Origin of the sequence: Helicobacter suis (assembly GCF_902196125.1) — a bacterium.
GTDB lineage: Bacteria > Campylobacterota > Campylobacteria > Campylobacterales > Helicobacteraceae > Helicobacter > Helicobacter suis_B.
Genome location: NZ_CABIKG010000001.1, coordinates 56,129 through 75,500 on the forward strand (window position 1 = coordinate 56,129; position 19,372 = coordinate 75,500).

General features: G+C 39.5%; 16 protein-coding genes. 4 read left to right on the top strand and 12 right to left on the bottom strand.

From position 1 onward, the window contains the following. Positions 1-6: 6 nt before the first annotated feature. From G6Q00_RS00270 to G6Q00_RS00280, 3 genes are read right to left on the bottom strand one after another with little or no spacing between them, the layout of a single operon-like run. Entirely contained in the window at positions 7-687 is a 681-nt protein-coding gene (locus G6Q00_RS00270) for a hypothetical protein (RefSeq protein WP_163531507.1), read from the bottom strand. Further along, entirely contained in the window at positions 671-1,366 is a 696-nt protein-coding gene (locus G6Q00_RS00275; RefSeq protein ID WP_163531508.1) for an ATP-binding cassette domain-containing protein, read from the bottom strand. Before G6Q00_RS00275 ends, G6Q00_RS00270 begins: the two co-directional genes overlap by 17 nt. Continuing rightward, positions 1,366-2,589 carry an outer membrane family protein gene (locus G6Q00_RS00280; RefSeq protein ID WP_240330891.1) on the bottom strand — a complete coding sequence of 408 codons (1,224 nt, stop codon included), beginning with the start codon at positions 2,587-2,589 and terminating at the stop codon, positions 1,366-1,368. The genes G6Q00_RS00275 and G6Q00_RS00280 overlap by 1 nt, the downstream gene beginning before the upstream one ends. 116 nt (positions 2,590-2,705) lie before the next feature. Between G6Q00_RS00280 and G6Q00_RS00285 the strand changes: the two genes are divergently transcribed. After that, entirely contained in the window at positions 2,706-3,788 is a 1,083-nt protein-coding gene (locus G6Q00_RS00285; RefSeq protein WP_163531509.1) for a hypothetical protein, read from the top strand. A 175-nt stretch (positions 3,789-3,963) separates the two neighbouring features. Here G6Q00_RS00285 and cysS read toward each other — a convergent pair whose 3' ends face one another. Together cysS and murJ are read right to left on the bottom strand one after the other, a co-directional pair. Beyond that, positions 3,964-5,379, bottom strand: coding sequence for a cysteine--tRNA ligase (gene cysS / locus G6Q00_RS00290; RefSeq protein ID WP_205426423.1), 1,416 nt, complete (start codon positions 5,377-5,379; stop codon positions 3,964-3,966). 26 nt (positions 5,380-5,405) lie between these two features. Beyond that, the gene (gene murJ, locus G6Q00_RS00295; RefSeq protein ID WP_163531510.1) at positions 5,406-6,860 is read right to left on the bottom strand and encodes a murein biosynthesis integral membrane protein MurJ; all 1,455 of its coding nucleotides are present in this window, start codon (positions 6,858-6,860) and stop codon (positions 5,406-5,408) included. A gap of 149 nt (positions 6,861-7,009) precedes the next feature. Here murJ and G6Q00_RS00300 point away from each other — a divergent pair, with 149 nt between their 5' ends. Next, positions 7,010-8,401 (top strand): mannose-1-phosphate guanylyltransferase/mannose-6-phosphate isomerase, encoded by a 1,392-nt coding sequence (locus G6Q00_RS00300; RefSeq protein WP_163531511.1) that lies wholly within the window; start codon positions 7,010-7,012, stop codon positions 8,399-8,401. A gap of 9 nt (positions 8,402-8,410) precedes the next feature. Further along, a complete protein-coding gene (gene gmd, locus G6Q00_RS00305) occupies positions 8,411-9,514 on the top strand; it encodes a GDP-mannose 4,6-dehydratase (RefSeq protein WP_163531512.1) in 1,104 nt (367 codons plus the stop codon). Here the strand turns inward: gmd and G6Q00_RS00310 are convergent. The 5 genes from G6Q00_RS00310 to speA all read right to left on the bottom strand — a co-directional run bounded on the left by G6Q00_RS00310 (position 9,507) and on the right by speA (position 15,216). Beyond that, positions 9,507-10,844, bottom strand: coding sequence for an MATE family efflux transporter (locus tag G6Q00_RS00310; RefSeq protein ID WP_163531580.1), 1,338 nt, complete (start codon positions 10,842-10,844; stop codon positions 9,507-9,509). The genes gmd and G6Q00_RS00310 overlap by 8 nt on opposite strands. Continuing rightward, complete coding sequence (locus G6Q00_RS00315) at positions 10,838-12,145, bottom strand: Na+/H+ antiporter family protein (RefSeq protein WP_430750775.1); 1,308 nt, start codon at positions 12,143-12,145, stop codon at positions 10,838-10,840. The genes G6Q00_RS00310 and G6Q00_RS00315 overlap by 7 nt, the downstream gene beginning before the upstream one ends. An 85-nt stretch (positions 12,146-12,230) precedes the next feature. Beyond that, positions 12,231-13,130, bottom strand: coding sequence for a carbon-nitrogen hydrolase (locus G6Q00_RS00320; RefSeq protein WP_163531514.1), 900 nt, complete (start codon positions 13,128-13,130; stop codon positions 12,231-12,233). A gap of 2 nt (positions 13,131-13,132) precedes the next feature. Beyond that, on the bottom strand, positions 13,133-13,276 hold the full coding sequence (locus G6Q00_RS08405; RefSeq protein WP_205426413.1) for a hypothetical protein: 144 nt from the start codon (positions 13,274-13,276) through the stop codon (positions 13,133-13,135). A gap of 65 nt (positions 13,277-13,341) precedes the next feature. Then, positions 13,342-15,216, bottom strand: coding sequence for an arginine decarboxylase (gene speA, locus G6Q00_RS00325; protein ID WP_163531515.1), 1,875 nt, complete (start codon positions 15,214-15,216; stop codon positions 13,342-13,344). 70 nt (positions 15,217-15,286) lie between these two features. Between speA and selA the strand changes: the two genes are divergently transcribed. Beyond that, positions 15,287-16,597 (top strand): L-seryl-tRNA(Sec) selenium transferase, encoded by a 1,311-nt coding sequence (selA, locus tag G6Q00_RS00330; protein ID WP_163531516.1) that lies wholly within the window; start codon positions 15,287-15,289, stop codon positions 16,595-16,597. A 409-nt stretch (positions 16,598-17,006) separates the two neighbouring features. Here the strand turns inward: selA and G6Q00_RS00335 are convergent, their stop codons facing one another. Both G6Q00_RS00335 and G6Q00_RS00340 read right to left on the bottom strand, forming a co-directional pair. Continuing rightward, positions 17,007-18,686, bottom strand: coding sequence for a methyl-accepting chemotaxis protein (locus G6Q00_RS00335; RefSeq protein WP_163531517.1), 1,680 nt, complete (start codon positions 18,684-18,686; stop codon positions 17,007-17,009). An 86-nt stretch (positions 18,687-18,772) separates the two neighbouring features. Beyond that, the gene (locus G6Q00_RS00340; RefSeq protein WP_205426414.1) at positions 18,773-19,366 is read right to left on the bottom strand and encodes a phosphatase PAP2 family protein; all 594 of its coding nucleotides are present in this window, start codon (positions 19,364-19,366) and stop codon (positions 18,773-18,775) included. Positions 19,367-19,372 lie beyond the last annotated feature (6 nt).

Consider the following 19,372-nt stretch of genomic DNA (forward strand, 5'->3'; position numbering starts at 1 on the left):
TTTTTTTTATTCTAACTCCAATTTATGTACCAATAACCAACGAATCAACCCATAAAGAAAGAGTATTTTAAGCCCTTCCCCTGTAAAAAACCACACTGTTTGGTGGGATTGAAAATAAGAGGAATAAGGAAAAGTCTCCCCTGTGGATTGGAATTTTTCTAGCAAAATGGAGGGGAGTTGTAAAAATGATTCTACCCCTATGAATAAAATAAGCCCGGCGAGTTTTTTAAAGCGTTTAAACTTGCCCATATGTAGGAGGGTGAGTACTAATAAGAGTTTAAGGTAGAGCAAAAGATAAAAAAGGCTAAATAGCCCTGCCTCTTTAAACATAAAGGCCCAACTTTCGGGGGAATCTGTCCACGAAAACCGGCAAAATAGTAAAATAAAAACCGCTAAACTTAGAAGTATCCAGATTAAATTAATCGCAATCTTGGCGCATAAAAGCGCATCTATACCAATGGGCAAACTAAAAGTTAAGTATCCTTCAGGACCAAAGAGTTTTTGCTGGGTGGAGCGCATGGTGGCTATAAACAAAAGAACGATAAGAATTAGCCCTCCCATAGGCAAGAAAAAAATCCCAATAGTCAGCCTTTGCTGCCCTAGTATCCAACCTAAGATCAAAAAAAGCAAAGCCCCTATAATGGATAGATAGTTTTCTAAAAAGTCGTGTTTAAAAACCTTGAGCATTGAGTAAATCCTGATAGGCCTGTTTTAAGCTGCCATGTTTTTCTTGCAAAATTTCTACCTTTTCTAAAGCGATAATATGGCCGCTTTGGATAAACATGGCCATGTCTAAGTGGCCTTGCACATCTAAGAGTAAATGGGTGGAGAGTAGGAGCGTGGCTTGTTTGTTACACTGCTGTACAATGAGATTTAAAATTTCTAAGCGCGCTAATAAATCCACCCCACCCAAAGGTTCATCAAAAACAAACACTTGGGCATTGCGAGATAGCGTTAGGATAAGTTGGAGCTTTTCTTGCGTACCTTTTGATAGAGATTTGAGGGGGTGTTTTAAAGGAATTTTAAAGGCTTGCAATAACTCTAAAGCTTTATTTTTATCAAAGTCTTTAAAAAAATCCTGATAAAACCCTATAAGCTGCATGGCATGGGAATTTGGCGGGTACATGCTGTGATCGGGGTTATAGGCGGTGATCTTTTTAGTTTCTATCCCTAGTGCATGGCCACAAACGCGTACATCTCCGATATAGTTTTTAACCAAACCTGTTAGGATTTTAAGCAAAGTGGTTTTACCCGCCCCATTTTGCCCTAATAAACCCACAACTTGACCGGGGGGTAGAGTAAAACTTAGATCGTCTAAAACCTTTTGCGCACCATAAAACTTACTTAAATGATTAACTTCTATCATTAATAAGAAAACTTTGTAAAAAGCACTAAAGAAGAGTTGCCAATATTGCTTTTAACTTTAGAGGAATAAGAATACACATACCCAATACCCGCATCTAAAGCCATTTGTTTAGATTGCCACACTTTATAATTAGTCATGAGCGAATATTCTTGATAGTCCCCAAAAGCCACCATTGCATCCATTCTTACGCGCTTAGTTTTCAAGCCTCCAAATAAATAACCGGTCATAGTGGCGTTAGCAAAATAAATAGCAGGTACCCCAATGGAGTTAATACCCCGTCCATAAAATTTAGTTTTATCATTAAAAGACCAAAAAAAGCCTTTTTGATTAGGAGCTGGTACGGCATAAAAACCCAAGCCAAAATTTAAAATCTTGTATAAAAAAGTTTGATCGATCATAACAAGCCCTGCTTGATCATTATACCTAGTTGCATCGGTATTGCCATGCTGGTAGATGCCATGCACAATGGTATAGGATTGAAAACCCTTAGGTAATTTAGCATGATACTGGAATTTAAACCCCACTTGAATCAGTGCGGTATTTGTCATGGGTAGTTTAGAATCAGCTAGGAAAAAAGGAGAGATTTTAAAACCCTTGTGTTCATAGTCCATTCCAAGAGCAACTACTTCCCCACCCACATACATTTTCTTAGACACCGGATCATAAGAGGCTAGGGCATTAATGCTAGTGGCAATACGAGGGCCTTGTAAATCATTGCCCTGATAGCCATTATAAAGCATAGAGTCCATAAAAATGCCCCAATATTTAAAATCATTGCGGTGGATAAATAAACTAGCCCCTTGAATATTGCCCTGAATCCAATCAAAGTCTACAAAGTTAGTATTAAAACGCCCTAGAGCAAATTTAAGCCGCTTGGTATCGTATCTAACATAGGCATCTGAAATATCTCCCATGCTTAAATAGGGGCGTGTACTGCTTTGCATGTTGACGCTACCTAAAACATTTCCAATACTTAAAATAGGCTGGAATTTTTTATTGCGACTCCACACATTCCAAGCCCCAATAGCGCCAATCCCAAAAGACCACCCATTATTAAAGGAAAAATCCGTTCCTACCCGTGCATCAAAACCCACATAACTATGCGGGGAGTGCTGCACACCCTGATTATAAATCAAACCTAAATACCCAAAGGGTTTAAGCGTGATTTCTGTAGCTAGCAAGGGGATAATCCAAAAAGAAACGCTCAAAATATAACGGCGCAAACAAACCACCCCAGAATATATAAATATATCCCCCATTATATCTAAAAGAGTGGTGAGAGGAGTTGGTTTTTTGAGTTCACATTGCTATAATTGTGCAAAAAACAAGCGAGAAGATGATGCCCTGGTTAATTTTGTTTTTAGCTTTAGTAACATTGCAAGCAGAACCTATGGATACACTCAAACAATGGGTACGCGCCTTTTTAGAAAAGCCTAAAGTAGCCGGCGCTACCTATACAATTTATCCTAAAAATAATCATGATAAAGCTTATCAACAGAGTATTTCTGTGAACAACACAACCTATACTTTTTTATACGCATATGGAGTACAAAAGATCAAACAAAACGAGAAAAAAGCCATGTGTTTGGGAGTGTTACTAGGATCTACTTTATACAAAGGGTTTTGTTTAAAAGGATTTGGGCAGGCCCATATACAGGTTAATCAAGGGGATTTACACCTTGATTTCTTAAAATCTAGCCCGGCTACCCCTACAGCTCCGGCTAAAGAGAGTGGTATATATTTCACCTTTACAAATATCAAGGGCACATTTTATTTAATGCGTTATGCTAAAAAAGAGGTGGGATCAGAGCAAATTATCCCCTATTACAACCCACCAAAAAATAGTACCACCTATTCAATGGAAACAATTAATAACACTCTCTTAGAACAACTTAGTAAAAAAGAAAGTACGCAACAACCCCTCCCAGCCCCAACAACCCCAGTAACACAGAAAGCCCCAGTAACACAAAAACAAGCAACACAAAAAGTCCAAGAAATGCAAGTAGATGGGCAGACATATCACCTTGTTTATACAAGCGATGCCACTATGCAGTGTTTAAAAATTTTGCAATACCAAAGAGTTTTGGGTAATTTTTGCATGCAAGGGGCGGGGAGTGCCCAATTTAACCCCCATGCCCCTTGGCTCACTTTAGAATTTAAAAAAGAGGGTAGCAATAGCCACCACACGAGTCTAACCTTTAAAATAATAGATGGGACTTTTTATTTAGAAAACTACATCAAAAGATTTTTCCAGCTAGACCCCACAACCCATGCTGAAATTTTTCTGCGCTTAGAGCCTATTTACAAACAAAGTAGAGACGATCCAAACTACACCCACCCTATTACCCTTCTTTCTTTAAACCCTAATTTCCAACAAGAATTACAGATTAGATGCCAAGAAAAAGGTTATTGCCAACAATAGCTACCACTCGCGCCGTAAAGCCCCTAGCTTTAGCTATGGGGGATATAAGGCGTTTTTTATGTTATAATTTCGCCATAGAGTTGGGGCATCAACTCTTGGAGTAGAGGCTGTAAGACCCGTCTAGCGGGCAAGCCTTGATGATCCCGTCAATCCCCTAACTTTAATGGGGAGTATGTCAAATTTTCTCCCAGATCGTACCACTGGGTGTATCCATTAAAGAAATGCCTTGTTTGGCTAAATCCTTACGGATTAAATCAGCAAGGGCAAAATCCTTAGCTTCTTTAGCCTTTTGCCGCCTTAAAATCTGGGTTGTGATTTTATCTTTTAGCGCCCTATCAACCCCTAGCTGAAAATAAAGAGTGGGATCTTTACCCCCTAAGCCTAAGAGTTGATCTATAAAAGTGAGGTTTTCTAAAATCTCTTGCGCATACTTCTTTTTGATCGCTTTATTAGGGGCATTATCTAGGTTTTGGTTACTCTCTTGCAAATACTCCTCTAAAATGCTTAACGCCTTAGAAATATTTAGATCATCTTGCATGGCTTGCAAAAGGGCGTGTTGGAAATTTTGATTAGATTTAGCTTTTTCAGAACTAATCTCTAAAGCCCTCTTTTTGAGGCGATAGAGTTTATCTAGGCGCTTTTTTTGGCTATTTAAATCTTCTTCATTAAAGTGCAAAATAGCGCTATAGTGCACCCCTAAAAGATAATTGCGCAACACCTCGCCATCATAAACTTTTAAAGCGTCCTTGATATAAAAACTATTGCCTAAACTCTTGCTCATTTTCTGACCCGAAATATTGACAAACCCATTATGAATCCAAAACTGCGCTAACTCTTGGTTAAAAGCACAGCGGGTTTGGCAAGCTTCATTTTCATGGTGGGGGAAGAAAAGATCAGAGCCTCCCCCATGAATATCAATTTGATAGGGTTTATCTAAATAGGCTAGGGTATTAGCAATCATTGCCGAGCATTCAATATGCCAGCCGGGTCTACCTTTGCCAAAAGCGCTTAAATAGCCCAAATCCCCCTCTCCCTTATAAGTTTTCCAGAGGGCAAAATCTTGGGGGTGGTGTTTTTCTAAGTTATCTTCTATGCGGCTTACATTTTCTGCCTCTAAAGAATGCGCGCTTAACGATCCATAAGCGCTATCTAGCCTTGTGTCTAAATAGATACTACCCTCTTTTGTTTGGTAGGCATACCCCTTTTCTAATAGCCGTTTAATCATGTCCTCTATAGCCTTTAAATATTGGCTAGCCTTAGGTTCGCTAAGAGGGCGAGATACACCTAGAGCCTGCATTTCCTCTAAATAGCTAGTAATAAAGCGGTGGCTTAAATCTGTAATATCTATGCCCTCTTGCAGGGCTTTAGAAATGATCTTATCATCTATGTCGGTGAAATTTTTAACTAGTTTTACACAATACCCACTTAAAGTTAGCATGCGTGCAAGTAAATCAAAGACAATCGCACTTCTAGCATGCCCTAGATGAGAATAGTCATAAACAGTAGGGCCGCAAACATAAATCCTAACATCGGGGGCTTTAATAGGGATAAATAAACGCTTTTGTTTATGGTGGCTATCAAATAGATAAATGGGTGGGTGCATTTAAACCTCTTATGCTAGATTAATAAGTGCCAGATTTTAAAGCTCTCTTGAGCCCATAAAAATAAGGCTAAAATTAAGGCTTCTAAAGCGAGTAGTAGAACTAAATATAAGACATCTCTAAAAATAATCATGCCTAAAAAACGCTTAAAACCAAAGGCTCTAATTTGGAGACCACAGAGTAAAAACCCGGCTAAAGAGCTAGAAAGAGCTAGGGCGCTGGCTTGTAAATAGGGCATTAAAATTAAAGAACAAGTTGTACCAAAAATAAGAGAATAGATCGCAATTTTAGCCGCCTTGAGCTGTTTTTTATGGGCATAAAGCCAGAGACTAAAAATTTTAGCTAGCCCAAAGGGTAACAGTCCAATCAGATATGCCCTAAAGACTGAAGCGCTATGCATGACATCTACAGAGTTAAAATGCCCCCTTTGAAATAGCAAGGATAAAATGGGCTTGGCTAGCATAATTCCGCCTAAAGTGCAGGCTAAAAGCATGTAAGTTAAAAAGGTAAAAGCCTGTTGCATGTGTTGCATGGCTAGGTTGGTATTATTCTCTTTAATGGCTTTAGCAATAGTGGGGAAAAGAGCGGTAGAAATGGCGATAGCAAAAAGTGCAAGGGGTAGTTGAAAAATGCGGTTAGCATAATAAAGATAGGAAATACTACCTGTGGCTAAAAAAGAAGCCAGAAAGGTATCTATAAAGGCTGAAATTTGGCTAGCTGAATTGCCTAGTACACTAGGGATAAATTGTTTAAAAAAATGCGCTCTTTCCTCTTTGATGATCTTTTGTCTATATGTTTGCTTGGGATTAAGGGGTCGTTTAAAAAGGGTATAAACCCCTACACAAAAGAGTTTAAAAAACCCTAGATGATAAAGCGCATAAAAGTGTAAAACAACTTGGGCTATCCCACCGCATAACACCGCATAACTCAAAGCGCGCACAATTTCTAAGGCATGCTGATCTTTATGAAAATACAAAGCAAGGATCATGGCTAGATTTAATAAAACTGTGTGGTAGGCACTTACCCAAAAATGGTTTTTATACTGTAAGAGAGTGCTTAAAAATGTCGCCCAAAACACTAAAAGAAGGTAGTAAAAATTAATGGCCACAATGTCTTTAGCTAGTTCAATGCTATGTGGGCTAAAGCCATAGGCAAGTAGCTTAGTGCAAAAAAAGCGGAAATGATCCACTAATAACACTAAAAACAATAGCAAGAGACTAAAAAAACCCAAAATACCTACAGCAAATGCGCCTTTATAACGGCTTGAGATGAAGGCGGGTAAAAAACTTTGGCCAAAGGCCCCTTCGGCAAAAATACGCCTAAAAAGATTGGGGAATTTAAAGGCTACAAAGAAAATATCGCTATAAAGCCCACTACCCAGTACAGACGCGCTTAATAAATCGCGCACAAACCCGGCTAAACGAGAACATAAAATACCGGAGCTTACAGTAAAAAAAAATCTCTTGAGCAAAAAACCCCTTTATGGCGAGGTATAGAAGTTATGACAACCAAGCTAAATATTATACCCAAGAATGCTACCCCCTAGGTTTGCAAGTTTGTTACTTTAAGCGCTTTTGTATTAGTATCCCTAGCTAAAATTGTTTTTATTAAGGGCGTTTTGTGGTGCATGTAATTTTAAGTGGGGGGAGTGGCAGAAGGCTATGGCCTTTAAGTCGGGAGCATTTCCCTAAGCAATTTTTAAAACTCTATGCAGATAAGAGTCTTTTTGCCTTAACTCTTGCGCGTTTAAAAAATCAAGAAGCGCGTTTTTTAGTGGTGTGTAATGAAGCGCATTATTTCCATAGTTTAGAGGAAATTACGCAGGCTAATTTAGAAAGTCGTACGCATTTCTTACTAGAAAGTGCTAGCAAAAATACCATGAATTCTTTGATGCTAGCGGCTTTGGCTTGTAATTTAGATGAAATCTTAGTGGTGAGTCCAACCGATCATCTTATGGATATAAAGGCCTTTCATGAGGCTTTAAAATTAGCGCTTAAACAGGCACAAGAAAATCAAATTGTATTTTTTGGTGTGGCTAAAGAGCCTAGTAGCCAATATGGATTTATTGAATGCTCAGAAATTAAAGATGGAGTAGCCAAAGTGCTAGGCTTTATTGAAAAACCTAGCCGTTTGCAAATTAATCAATGCATGGCACGCGCACATGGAGATTTTTATATCAATAGCGGGATATTTGTCTTTAAAGCATCTATCTTTTTAAAAGAATGCGCTAAATATGTGCCTAATATGCTAAAAGCATGTGAGAAAGTTTATAACGAGGCCAAACGCTTACCTTTGATCACGAGATGTACTAACATGCAAGATTTACAAGAGGGTAGTGTGGATACGCTGTTATGGCAGAGGTGTACTAATCTGTATGTAGTACCCTTGAGGGCTAATTGGCAAGATGTTGGGCATTTTACTAGTTTGCAAGCTAGCCTCCCACCCTCTGACCAGGGTAATACTTGCCACAATAGCACGCTTTTAGCTAAAAACTCTAGCTCTAATTACATTTATAGTACACCGGATAAATTAGTCTGTTTGCTAGGGCTTACAAACTGCGTGATAGCTGACACAAAGGATGCTTTATTAGTGGCTTCTAAGGATCATTTAGATTCTCTAAAAGATTTAGTAGAAGAGGTGGGAAAGAAAAATGCGGATTTATTAAAAACCTATCCTTTAGAATACCGTCCTTGGGGTAGCTTTGAGGTGCTTTTAGAGCGCTCTTTTTTTAAGGTTAAACTTTTAGAAATTACCCCGCATAAACGCCTAAGCTTACAACGACACAAATACCGCAGCGAACACTGGGTAGTGGTAGAGGGTATAGCTAGTGTAATTATTGATAGCCGTGCTTTTAAGGTTTTGACTAATGAGAGTGTGTTTATTAAACAAGGGCAAATCCATCGCTTAGGCAATGATACAAATAATCCTTTAAAAATCTTAGAAGTACAATGCGGGACTTGTTTAGATGAATCAGATATTGAGCGGCTTGAAGATGATTATAAACGCATTTAAAGGAAGAAAATGCAAAAAATTGCTTTAATCACCGGTATTACCGGACAAGATGGGAGTTATCTAGCGCGCCATCTTTTAGACTTGGGTTATGAAGTACATGGAATTAAACGGCGTAGCTCTTCTTTTAATACGGCTAGAATTGATCCTATTTATGAAGATGTGCACAGCAGCCACACGCATTTTTTCTTACATTATGGGGATTTAACAGACTCTAGTAATATCACAAGTCTACTTGCTAAAATCAGACCTACAGAAATTTATAATCTAGCCGCCCAAAGCCATGTACAAGTTTCCTTTAAGATGCCAGAATATACGGCTAATGTAGATGCTTTAGGTACATTGCGTATCTTAGAGGCCATGCGTTTTTTAGGGCTTAAAGATACCCGCTTTTATCAGGCTAGCACCTCTGAGCTTTATGGAGAGGTTTTAGAAACCCCGCAAAATGAAAACACACCCTTTAACCCAAGAAGCCCCTATGCGGTGGCTAAACTTTATGCCTATTACATCACTAAAAATTACCGCGAAGCTTATGGCTTTTTTGCGGTCAATGGGATTTTATTTAACCATGAAAGCCCTGTACGCGGTGAAACCTTTGTAACCCGCAAGATCACGATGGCCATTTCTCGCATGCTCTTTGGCTTGCAAGATTGTTTGTATCTGGGTAATTTAGATGCCAAGCGCGATTATGGGCATGCTTTAGATTATGTAAAAGCTATGCATTTGATTTTAGGGCATACACAACCGGTAGATTTTGTGGTGGCTAGTGGGCAAACTTTGAGTATTAGAGATTTTACAAAGCGTTGTTTTGAAAAGGTAGGGGTGTTGTTAGAATTTAGAGGGCAAGGGCTAGAGGAACAGGGGGTAGTGGTGGGTTTACAATCTAGTTCTTTAAATGTCCCCACCATGTCTTTATTAAAGGATCAAGTCGTTGTTAGAGTGGATTCGCGTTACTTTCGCCCTACAGAAGTGGATTTACTCTTAGGAGATCCAAGTAAAATTGAAAAAGAGCTAGGCTGGAGGCGTACTTTTAGTGTAGATGATTTGATTACAGACATGCTAAAGGCTGATTTAGCCTTAGCTAAAAAAGAAGCGCTAGTTAAAAACACTAATTAGCAAAGCGCCCGGGTTTTTTCCAAAATCCTTTGCTATAAGCCCAGTAGAAAAAGAACGCTCGGGCAAAGGTTTCTAAACAAATTACCAGAAAAAAGTAGCGTACAGAAAACCCCAACCTCCAAAGCAAAAACATAGGCAAAATACGCAAAATCCATAAACTACAGGTATTGATATAAAGCGATACTTTAGCCATGCCAGCCCCTCTAAATACCCCGTCTAATACAAATAAACAGATAAGAGGTACTTGTGAAATGCCTACAGTAACTAAATACCAAGAAGCCACCTGTACTACAGCTAAATTACTGGTAAAGATAAGCGCTAAAGATTTGGCAAAGACCATCATCACTATGCCTAAAATCCCTAATAAAAACCCCGCTACTTTTAAAATCATGTAGACATATTCTTCTGCTCGTTTGATCTGATTAGCCCCTAAATGTTGCCCCACTAAAACCATGCAAGCAATGGTAAAACCAAGACCGGGCATGTAAGAAAAAGTTTCAATACGCAAGCCCACTTGCATGCCAGCTAAAACATCATTGCCATAACTAGCCACAAATTTAGACACTAAAGCCATAGAAAAGAGGGTTAAAAGTCTTTCAAAACCAGAAGGCCAGCCCACTTGCCAAGCCCGTTTAAAAAGCTCCCAATTAAAATGCAAGCGGAAGCGTAGCGGGCTTTTTTTTAAAGTAATGATCACAAAAAGAAGCCCTAATTCTAAAAAAGCGCTAGACACGCTAGCTAAAGCCGCCCCTTTTATATCTAAGCGCATAAAGCCATAATCTCCAAAGATCAACGCTTGGTTAAGAAAGAGACAAAAAATACTCATAAGGATTTTTAAAATGAAGGGTGTTAGAGTATCTGATAAACTAGCAAGGGCTGCGACCATAGCATTTTTAATAAAAATAGCCGGCATGGCTAAAATAAGAATTTGTAGATAATGGGTGGCTAAAATATTAGCACTTCCCTTAATGCCCATCCACTTTAAAAAGGGGGTGATGCCTAAAAAGCCTATCCAGCCTGCTAAAAAGCAAAGTAAACATGCCCCAATTAAGATACTAGAATAACCAATAGACACCATTTCCATCTCTTTTGCCCCCACTAAACGGCTTAAGGTGGCATTAGTACCAATATAAAAGATAGAATTAAGGGCATAAAAAAGCATCATGTATTGTAACCCCACACCCATAGCCACAATGTGGTTATCAGAGAGCTTACCCATAAAGACTACAGATACGGCTAAAACAAATATCTCTAAAAAATTATTGATTCCAGAGGGTAGGGCGAGTCTTAAAATACGCCTAAATCTCCACCATCGTGCTGCTTTTACAATAACAACGCTCCTACAACCCCAAAAAGAATAAGGGGGATATTATAGACTAGAAAAGTAGGGATACAGGTATCATAAATATGGTTGTGTTGGCCATCTGCATTTAACCCTGTTGTGGGCCCTATGGTGCTATCAGAGGCAGGCGAACCCGCATCGCCTAAAGCTGCGGCTATGCCGATTAGTAAAATCGTTGCCTTTGTATCAAAACCAAGCGCCACACACAAGGGACAATAAAAGGTAGCAATGATAGGCAAAGTTCCAAAGGAAGTTCCAATCCCTAGCGTGATAAATAAACCAATGGCTAGCATCACAATTGCTCCCTCTAGTTTGCTAGAAATAGCGCTATTTGCCAAATGCACTAAATCACTAATGGCATGGGTTTTTTGGAGTACTTCTCCAAAACCGGCTGCAATGAGCATCACAAAGGCCACAAAAGCCATCATTTTTACACCCGTATCAATTACTTCATCCATCTCTTTCCATTTAACCACCCCCCCAACTAACATGACCATAAGCCCGATAAAAGCCCCTAGTGGCAATGACCCGGTAACAATCTGGACGATAAAAGCTAAAACAAGCCCCAAGAGAGCTAAATAGTCTTTACTGCTTAATTTTAAATCACTCTCCGTTGGTAATTCTATGCGCTCTTGATAAATGCGCGGCCTTTTATAGAGTATAACAACGGCTACTATTAAACCAACAACCATAGCTAAACCCGCAATAGACATCACAGCCACCACTTCGTTTAAATGGGTGTGGATTTTATTTTTCTCCAGATTATCTACAATGAGTTGTTGGAAAATTAATCCAAACCCGGCAGGAATAGTCATATAAGGCGCTTCTAACCCAAAGGTGAGTGCACAGGCTACCGCGCGTCTATCTAATTGTAGATGATTCATTAAATGCAATAAGGGCGGGATTAAAATCGGGATAAAGGCGATGTGAACGGGGATTAAATTTTGAGAAAAACAAGAAATAAAGGCAATTAAAAAGCAAAAGACAGAAGCCTTTAGATTCATAAAGCCTATGATCTTATGCAACAAGATTTTAATGAGATTGCCACTTGAGATCATAACCGCTAATGCCCCCAAGAGGACATAACTTAAAGCCGTTTCTAAATTGCCCTGCATGCCATCAATCATAATTTTAATGGTCTGCACCACCCCAAGCCCTCCCATTAACCCCCCTACCAAACTAGCAGCGATAATGGCTAGCAAAATATTTAAACGCGCTAAACTTAGCCCCACCATCACCAACACAGACACCACAGCCGCATTTGTTAGTAGCATAATATTCCTTGTTATCTTTGTATATTTTTATAAGGTGCTTTTAATGAAGTGTAGCGGTCTCTTTTAGAGACCATGTGTGTGGTGGAAACAAAAAAGTAGGTTAAACATCACCCACTCGCTTAAGAATATCTGCGTAGGCATCTATGCGTCGATCCCTAAAAAAAGGCCACATCTGGCGTATTTTAGCACTCTCTTTTAAATCAATACAGGCATAGACAATCGCCTCCTCCTGCCCTGCACTTGCTAATTCTTGCCCAAAAGCCCCATAAATAAAACTAGAACCAAAAAAATATAGCCCTTCTGTGTAAAGGTCTTTTTCTAAACCCACGCGATTAGAAGTGATTACAGGTATCACATTGCTAATACTGTGCCCTCTTTGCACGCTTTGCCAAGCTTGTTTTTGGAGTTGCTTTTCCTCTATGCTCTCACTTGTATCGTTAAACCACCCAATGGCGCTAGGATAAATTAAAACATCTGCCTTTTTTAATGCCATGATTCGTGCCGCCTCCGGATACCATTGATCCCAGCAAATCAGTACCCCTAAATTGCCTACACTACTCATAATAGGCTCAAACCCTTTAGTAGCGTCCCCGGGCGTGAAATAAAATTTTTCATAAAAACGCGGATCGTCTGGAATATGCATTTTGCGCTGTTTGCCTAAAACCCTGCCATCCTTTTCAAATACAATGGCTGTGTTGTGATAAACCCCCTCCATGCGTTTTTCAAATAAAGAACTCACTAGCACCACCCCATAACGCTTAGCTAGATTGGCAAAAAACGCCACATCTTCTGTAAAAAAATCTGCCCATGTAAAATATTGCGGGTCTTCATGCTGGCAAAAATAAGGGTAGGGGTGCAATTCGGGTAACACCACTAGATTAAGTTTAGGGTATTGTGTTTTAGCTTGTTTGAGTAAGTAATCTGTGCGCTCTAAAGTGGCTGTACGCGTGCCTTGATAGCTGTGTTGTAAAATAGCGGCATGGATTTTCTCTATTGCCATGCTCACTCTTCATATTCGCTATCCGCACTCACATAATCATCATCATCATATCCCCCTCCATATTCTGGTTGGCATTGATCTAACATATCCTCTAAACTCTCATCCCATTCTTCTTGATCAAAATCCTCTTGATTTAGATCTTCCATTTAGTACTCCTTTGATAAAATTAAATTATAACAAAATCTTAAAGTTTTGATTATGCTAAATACTTTTACTTTTGCAAGGCTAGAGTTTTTAAATAGCCATTTTCACTTAGCATAACATATAAGCGCCCGAGTACTTCTTTTTTACTCTCAGAATCTAATAAGGCGCTATCCTCAATCTTTTGTTTTAAAATGCGCTCCATTTCCTTAGTGTCATAGTCTAAATCCTCTAGGGCATCTAGGATTGTCTGGGCTTCTAAGATATTAGTAATAGAAAAGCTCTCTGGTGCATTTTGTGCGTGTATGTGCACACAGCACTCTGTAGGGTGGGTGAAAAGATTATGGTGCATGCCTAAGACCTCTTGATAAGCCCCTACTAGAAAGAAACCTAAAAAATAATCCTCTTGGCGGACATTGACATCGTGCAAAAATAGAGGTTTATCCTTATCAAAACTAATTTCTCCATCGCTATCGCATGTAATATCCCATAAACTCGCGCTTCTTGTAGGCTCTTCATCTAGTTTATGCAAAGGCATAACCGGAAAATTATGCCCTAATCCCCAATAATCCGGTAAACTTTGGAAAAAAGAGCAATTAAGCAAGTACCGTTCTTGTACCTGTTCTTGGATACGGATTATATCGTTATGATCTTTGTGGCGCAAAAACCCAATGGCTTTTTTGATAATCAAATGCCCTAAAACCTCAGCGTTGCTTCGATCTTGTAAATCAATATAGCCTAGATCAAAAAGAGTAAAAAGAGACTCCATATGATCTAAACTGTCATGCAAATATTCAATGGCGTTTTTGGTGTTTATGTTATGGTAGAGATCTTCCATCTCGGCTACTAAAGGCGGGTTACTCTCTTTTAAACGCAAAATGCTTTCATCATAATCTTGAGAGAATAATTCTAAAACAGGGGCAACTAGTACGGCATGGCTTGCGCTAATAAAACGACCCGATTCAATAAAAATATTGGGTTCTAATTCCTTTTTATTTTTCACAATCTCTTTAAGCAAGAACACCACATCTCCGGCAAATTCCTCTAAAGTGTAATTGCGCCCACACCGGTGTTTGTGCTGGGAATATTCAATAGCTAGCCCCCCACCAATATTAATACTATTTAAATTAAACGCCCCCATTTTGCGCAATTCTGCATAGATATTACCCGCTTCTTTGAGCGCCTTTTTTAAGGGGGTAATATCGCTAATTTGGCTACCAATGTGGAAATGAATCATGCTAAGTTGCTCTAAAAGGCCATGGGCTTCTAATAAATGCATGGCCTCTAAAAGTTCGGTGCTAGCTAGCCCAAATTTAGCATGAATACCCGTACTCTTAGCCCAAACCCCCACCCCAGAACTGTGCAAGCGCACTCTAATCCCAATTTTAGGGCAAAGTCTCGTGTTTTCACCGGTGGTATTATTTTCAAGCGCGACTTCTAAAATACTTTTAAGTTCGCTAAGCCCTTCAATGGTGAGTGTAATATCAGCCCCCATACTAGCAGCAATAAAACCTAGTTCGATCATTTCCTTATCTTTAAACCCATTAACCGTAATAGGCGCGCCCTCGTGGATATAACTCATAGCTAGAATTAATTCTGCCTTGCTCCCTGCCTCTAATCCATAATGCCCCTCAAAATGCTTAGAAATTTCTACTAAGGGGAGTACAAAATAAGGCATATGATTAACTTTTAAAGGAAAGACCGCTCTAAACGCACCGCTATAATGGTACTGTTCAATGGCGCTAGAAAACATGTTAAAGAGCTTTTTAACCTGTTTTTCAATCAAATGCGGGAAGCGCAGCAACAAAGGGCCTTTAAAGCCTTGTTCGCGCATGTCTAAAACCATTTCCATTAAACTAGGTTTACTCCCCGCATTAACCTTTACCATTCCCTCCTCAATGACAAAATCCTCTTTACCCCAATAACTTAAACCGTAAGTTTGCATGTACGCGCCTTAAATCCAGATGAGGCTAAAGTATAACTAAAAATAACCTCTTTGTGTTAGAATGCCTCCCATGCAAAATAAACCCCCTGCCATGCACCGCCTTTTAAACGCCCCCTCTTTAGCCCCCTATCCTAGACATATTCTTAAATCCCTAGCGACAAATCTATTAGCCAAACACCACCAAGAGCCCTTTACTTTTACCCATTTTAACCAGTGGGTAGAGTTGCTATTAAATCATTATAACGCCCTAATGTCCCCACCGCTTAAACCCATTTATAACGCTACAGGTATCTTACTCTCCACTAATTTAGGGCGGGCGGTATTGGATTTAAAAGCCCTTAAAGAATTATCCCTTTTAAGCGGGTATGTTAATTTAGAAGTTAATTTACACACAGGCAAGCGGGCTAATCGTTGTAGCCAAGTTCAAGAATTGCTTAAAGTGATTTTCCAAAGCCAAGATGCTTTAGTGCTTAATAATAATGCAAGCGCTCTAGTGCTAATTGCTAGCGTTTTTGCCCCTAAAAGTGCAGGGTGCCAAACTTTGCTCTCTTTTGGAGAACTTGTAGAAATTGGGGGGGGATTTAGAGCGCATGAACTCTTAGAAAGCGTTACCCATCTTAAACTAGTGGGTAGCACTAATAAAACTTATTTAGACGATTATAAACGCGCATGGAGTGATTCTAGTACGCTGATTATGCGTATCCACCGGAGTAATTTTTCCATGAGTGGCTTTGTGGCTTCTGTATCTTCTAAGGATTTATTTAAATTAGCACAGGAAAAAAGCGCAATTTTTTATGAAGATTTAGGGAGTATGCAAAGTATAGAGGGGGTACAAAAGGTACTTAAAAATGTACATCTACTTAGTTTTAGTGCGGATAAATTACTAGGAAGTGTACAAGGTGGCATTGTACTAGGCCATCAAGAGTGTATACAAGCTTTGCGCACCCATCCGCTTTATCGCGCCTTTAGAGTGGATAAAACCCAGTTATTTTTACTAGTTAAGAGTTTACAAGGGCTTATTTGTGGCCAGAAAACCCCTACCCAAGAGTTTTTAGAACAAGATAAAGACACTCTACTAAATAAAGCGCTTAAGCTTTTCCATGCTCTAAGCCCTCTTAAATCTCTTAAATGTGTGATCATGCCTACAAAGGCCTTAATAGGTGGAGGGGTGGAGCACCAAGAAATAGAGAGTTTTGGGGTGCAATTAGTCTTAAAATCTTGTAGTGTAGAAAGTTTATACAAAGCGCTTTACTTGCAAGGAATAGCGGGGATATTACACCACAACGGGGTGATCTTAGATGTTTATGCTCTTTTTGATCAAGATATTCCTCATTTAGCTAGAGTGATTGGTGAAACGCTGCTACTTCAAAGTACTTTCTAACTATCTAGTTAACTTAAAAAGCTTTATATTTGCCCACTAGTGCTTAAGCTTGTAAGATCAAGCTAAGCCATGCTAGAGAGTTTTACCCGATTGCGCGCTAAAGCCCGCAAGCTTGCTAAGCAGATTAAAGCGTTTTTATGTTTAACGCCCACCATAGAGTAAGGGCTCAACTCTAAAGAGTACTGGTAGAGCGGCTACCAAGCCTTGATGATCCTAATCAATCCAGTAAGCTTAAGAGCGCGGGGAGTATGTCAAAAAAGTACTTTTTAACTAGAGTATTTGAATAGGCGTTAACTTAAAAGATTTGTATTTGCCAACTAGCGCTAAAACCCGAAAGCTTTAGCTAGGCTAATTGAGCTAGGTTTAACCTAAACCCAGTGGCTAGGTGTATCTAGCATATAGAAAACCTCTAAGTCTTAAATTGGTTAATCTGTGCGTCTAATTCTGAGGTAGAAGTGTTTAGCGAATCGGCTAGATTGCCAACTTCAGTTGTTTCATCTAAGATTTTATGGGTTACATTTTCTACCTGAGTGAGCGAAGAAGCCATAGAGTGAATCGTTTGGCCTGTTTTAGCATAATCAGCGATAAAGGTGTGGGTATTTTGCACCACAGTGCCCACATCAGCACTCATAGCTTTAAAGCGCTCTTGTACTTCTAAACTACCCGTGCTTAACTCCTCAATCTTTTTAGAATTTAGATTCATTTGGTTACTCACATCATTAATTTCTTGTACAATTACCCCAATAGTAGAGTTAATTTCAGCTAAACTTTTTTGGGTGCGTGCGGCTAGATTTCTCACCTCATCAGCCACTACAGCAAAACCTCTTCCGTGTTCACCTGCGCGTGCGGCCTCAATAGCCGCATTAAGGGCTAATAAATTGGTTTGATCGGCAATGTCATTAATGATATGCAAAATACTTTTTACACTATCTGCGTTTTTACTCAGTTGTTCTACTTTGCTAGCCAATTCTTCTTCGGTCTTAGCCGCCCCTAAGATTTGTTCTAACATGGCGCTTAAAGAGGCATTAGACTCCTCAATAGAAGTTTGGGTTTGGGCTAATTTATCGCCCACTTCTTCAGCTGCTTTTATAGAAGTTTGTACAGAGGAAACCAAATCGCTAGATTGCTGGTATAACGCATGGATTGTATCTGCATTGCTTTTAATACGGGTGCTACCACTTGAAATAAATTGCTGTAATTTGTCTGATAAAGACCGGTTACGCGTACTATTATCCTTGATAGATAACATGATTTTTTGGATATGTTCTACAAAAGTGTTTAACCCGATACTCATCCTACTTAGTTCGTCTTTCCCCTTGCCTACACGCAAACGCTTTGTTAAATCTCTATCCCCCTGCCCAAAATTATAAATCTGATCCACTGCCTCTTTAATGCGAGAAATCACAGTCAAATTAATCGCAATGCCAGAAAATACAATCATAAACACCATTGTTCCACTAATCCAGAATACTAAAATCTTTGAACTTTCTAAGACATCTTTTTTAGCCTCTCTCTCCACGCTATCTAAATCTTTTAACATATCGCTGTAGTAAGAGGTAGTAACTAATACCATATTACTCACCGGATCATACTCACTATAGGCCACTTTAGGCTCAGGAACTCCCCCCTCAAATTTAGGCATTTTATAACGGGTAAACCCTCCCCCTTTTTGAGCCGCCTCTAAATACCCGCGCACATAATAAACCCCATCTACACTTTTTAAATCTAGCCCGCTTTTGCCTACAGTATTAGGATTGACCGGATCAAAAAGTACCTTCCCTTCTTTATCTACAGCGACCATATAAATAACCGCGCGATCGTTATTGATAGCCTTAAGATAATCTAAAGAGTAAAGTAGGGCTTGTTCTTTAGAGGGTTGGATACGATAATAGCGGTGAATCCCATGCTCAATGAGTTTTAGCATATAACGCAAAGTTTCCTCTTTCTTTTTAGTCCCATTTTCCTCTGTAGTTTTGATTAAATCTTTGATTAAACCATGTTGTTTGAAATTGGTGAGTAAAACAACAACCACGCCTACCATGATCAAAGAGAGAAAGATATTGAGTAGAATTTTAATACCAACACGCATAGAAGAATCCTAAATCCTAAAAATCATCGCTAAACTGACAAAATAAAGGGCGTGTGGCATTCTTACAAACTAATATTAATATTTGGCTAAAAGCGGTAATGAAAATGTAGCCCATAGCGCGTTTTGCCCCTTTCATTCACAGAAATTTCTGGGTAAAGTTCCCAGTTACGGCGATATTTTGAAGTGAATAAATAAGCAAAACCCCAACCAATCAAACTCCCCACCACCACCTGTAAAACGCTGTGTTCATAAGAGACTACGCGGCTTGCATCGGTTAGAATAGCTAGAGCAATTACAGGTAAAGCCGGTTTCCACCCGTAGCGATAATAAACAAATCCGGCCGCACTCCAAGCCCCGCCTGCATGCCCGCTTGGCATGCCACGCCAACTATTACAGCATGGCCGTTTAGCAAAGGCTACATTTGCCCCTCTATCATGCGCGCTTTGGAAGGCATTTTTAATCCCATAGATCACCCCCTGAGTTACTAAACTGCCTACCGCTAGCTCTCCCATGCCACGATAATCGCGCATGCCTAAACTCACCACCCCTACAAAAATAGGCATTAAGCGCAGCACATCGCCAATATCTTCTAAAACCTTAGCCCCCTCTGAAATCTCAGCTTGTACTAGCCGCGTACACAACAAAAACACCAATCCGATACGGGATATTTTTTTTAGCATGGGTGC

Bases quoted from the DNA above. Each gene is read 5' to 3' on its own strand.
- G6Q00_RS00270 (WP_163531507.1), bottom strand. From the start codon at position 687: ATGCTCAAGGTTTTTAAACACGACTTTTTAGAAAACTATCTATCCATT.
- G6Q00_RS00275 (WP_163531508.1), bottom strand. From the start codon at position 1,366: ATGATAGAAGTTAATCATTTAAGTAAGTTTTATGGTGCGCAAAAGGTT.
- G6Q00_RS00285 (WP_163531509.1), top strand. From the start codon at position 2,706: ATGCCCTGGTTAATTTTGTTTTTAGCTTTAGTAACATTGCAAGCAGAA.
- gmd (WP_163531512.1), top strand. From the start codon at position 8,411: ATGCAAAAAATTGCTTTAATCACCGGTATTACCGGACAAGATGGGAGT.
- G6Q00_RS00320 (WP_163531514.1), bottom strand. From the start codon at position 13,130: ATGGCAATAGAGAAAATCCATGCCGCTATTTTACAACACAGCTATCAA.
- G6Q00_RS08405 (WP_205426413.1), bottom strand. From the start codon at position 13,276: ATGGAAGATCTAAATCAAGAGGATTTTGATCAAGAAGAATGGGATGAG.
- speA (WP_163531515.1), bottom strand. From the start codon at position 15,216: ATGCAAACTTACGGTTTAAGTTATTGGGGTAAAGAGGATTTTGTCATT.
- selA (WP_163531516.1), top strand. From the start codon at position 15,287: ATGCAAAATAAACCCCCTGCCATGCACCGCCTTTTAAACGCCCCCTCT.
- G6Q00_RS00335 (WP_163531517.1), bottom strand. From the start codon at position 18,686: ATGCGTGTTGGTATTAAAATTCTACTCAATATCTTTCTCTCTTTGATC.
- G6Q00_RS00340 (WP_205426414.1), bottom strand. From the start codon at position 19,366: ATGCTAAAAAAAATATCCCGTATCGGATTGGTGTTTTTGTTGTGTACG.